Origin of the sequence: Proteus sp. fly-1008, from assembly GCF_040140305.1 — a bacterium.
Lineage (GTDB): Bacteria > Pseudomonadota > Gammaproteobacteria > Enterobacterales > Enterobacteriaceae > Proteus > Proteus vulgaris_B.
In genome coordinates, this window is record NZ_JBEEWH010000042.1 from 1 (window position 1) to 1,564 (window position 1,564).

Annotated in this window: 3 protein-coding genes and 1 pseudogene; all 4 read left to right on the top strand. The window is 42.5% G+C overall.

Features of this window, described 5'->3' with window-relative positions; all coding sequences use genetic code 11:
• Nucleotides 1-339 (top strand): baseplate hub protein (locus ABN256_RS19305; protein WP_502929713.1); only part of this gene is annotated, 339 nt, incomplete at its 5' end.
• Nucleotides 320-1,012 (top strand): phage baseplate protein, encoded by a 693-nt coding sequence (locus ABN256_RS19310; RefSeq protein ID WP_349439931.1) that lies wholly within the window; start codon nt 320-322, stop codon nt 1,010-1,012. The genes ABN256_RS19305 and ABN256_RS19310, both read left to right, overlap by 20 nt.
• A 1-nt stretch (nt 1,013) precedes the next feature.
• Nucleotides 1,014-1,367: a contractile injection system sheath initiator gene (locus ABN256_RS19315; RefSeq protein ID WP_349439932.1), complete on the top strand. Its 354-nt coding sequence runs from the start codon at nt 1,014-1,016 to the stop codon at nt 1,365-1,367.
• Nucleotides 1,364-1,564: pseudogene (locus ABN256_RS19320) on the top strand (hypothetical protein); the annotation flags it as partial. The gene ABN256_RS19315 and the pseudogene ABN256_RS19320, both read left to right, overlap by 4 nt.

The window sequence follows — 1,564 nt, forward strand, 5'->3', positions numbered from 1 at the left end:
GCTGATCTTGACCTTTATCTTGAAAATAATCTTGTGGCCATAACGCCAAAAGGACAACCAAGGAAAATTAAAATCCCTGTTATCTCTCCTGAAACAGGGTTAATTGGCTACCCTACTCCTACCATGATTGGTGTCGATTTTAAGTGCTTCTTTGACCCTTTAATTCGCTTTGGTGGTATTGCGAGAATCAAAAATAGCACCGTTGAGCGTTGTAATGGCGATTGGCTGATTTATGGCTCACGTTCAATTCTGGAAACCGAGCAAGAGTCGGCAAGGTGGCATATGGAAATATCAGCACAGAACCTAGAGGATAGTAAGAATGTCGCAATCAAAAAATGAGACAGCTTCACTCTACGGCCCTAAAGATATGGCGGGTGGTATTGGTACTCAAGAGATGATCATTAATTCATTGATTGGGCGCGTAGCAACTACCACTGTCTGTAAGGTTGTGGCGATTAAACCAAGCGGAACTGACGCGGTTGGATTGTTAGATATCATGCCTCTGGTGCTTCAAGTTGACGGAGCGGGGAATACTTACAAAAACGCAGTTGTCCATAACGTTCCTTACTTTCGTTATCAAGGAGGTGCTAACGCAGTAATTATCGACCCTAAAGTGGGTGACTTGGGTGTTTGCCTTGTTTGTTCTCGTGATATCTCAAAAGTTAAACGCACAAAGGATGAAGCTGCGCCAGATAGCAAGCGTCGATATGACTGGGCTGATAGTTTGTATATCGGGGGGATACTTAATGGATCGCCTGCCCAATTTATCCATTTCCTAGAAAGTGGAATAGATGTTGTATCGACTGGCGTTATTAAAATGAAAGGAACTAAGGTTGTTTTAGATGCTCCAGTAGAAACCACTTCAACATTAGAATCAGCCAGCCATATTACTGACAATACTGCGCAGGGCAACACTCAAACAATGGCCTCAATGCGAACCACTTACAACGGTCACACTCACAGAGAAAACGGTCAAGGCTCTAACACGAACCAGCCAAATCAGCAGGTATAAAATGAAAACATTATTTCTACTACCTGATACATGGGATCTGACCCTTGATGTATCAGGAAACCTCGCTATTACCTCTGAACAGTATGAGACGGCTCAATCAGTTGCTAATAAGTGCCGAGTGTTTATGAAAGACCTTTATTACTCACAAAATGAGGGGATCCCTTATTTGGAGGATATTTTAGGTAAGAATCGCTACTCACTTTCTCTATACCGGCAGAATTTAGAAGAGGCTGCGCTTTCTGTTCCTAATGTCGTTACGGCTACGGCTGAATTATCAACGGCAAATGACAGGGTAGTTAGAGGTAGGGTTTTATTCACTGACAACAAAGGAAACAAAGGGAGTATTTCATTATGATCCCACCAGTACAAATACTTCCTCAGGGTATCGTCGCACCAACCACTCAGGAAGTAATAGATGGTTTGTGGCAGTTAATGAAAGGGTGCTTTGGTGAGAACATCAATACATCAATGGACACACCACAAGGACAGTTAGTCACCACGTTATCAGCCGTTATTACTGATGAACGAAACTTTATGATTAACCTATTAAAC

What these genes read in the sequence shown, in the direction of transcription:
- ABN256_RS19315 (WP_349439932.1), top strand. Translation starts at nt 1,014, where the DNA reads ATGAAAACATTATTTCTACTACCTGATACATGGGATCTGACCCTTGAT.
- ABN256_RS19310 (WP_349439931.1), top strand. Translation starts at nt 320, where the DNA reads ATGTCGCAATCAAAAAATGAGACAGCTTCACTCTACGGCCCTAAAGAT.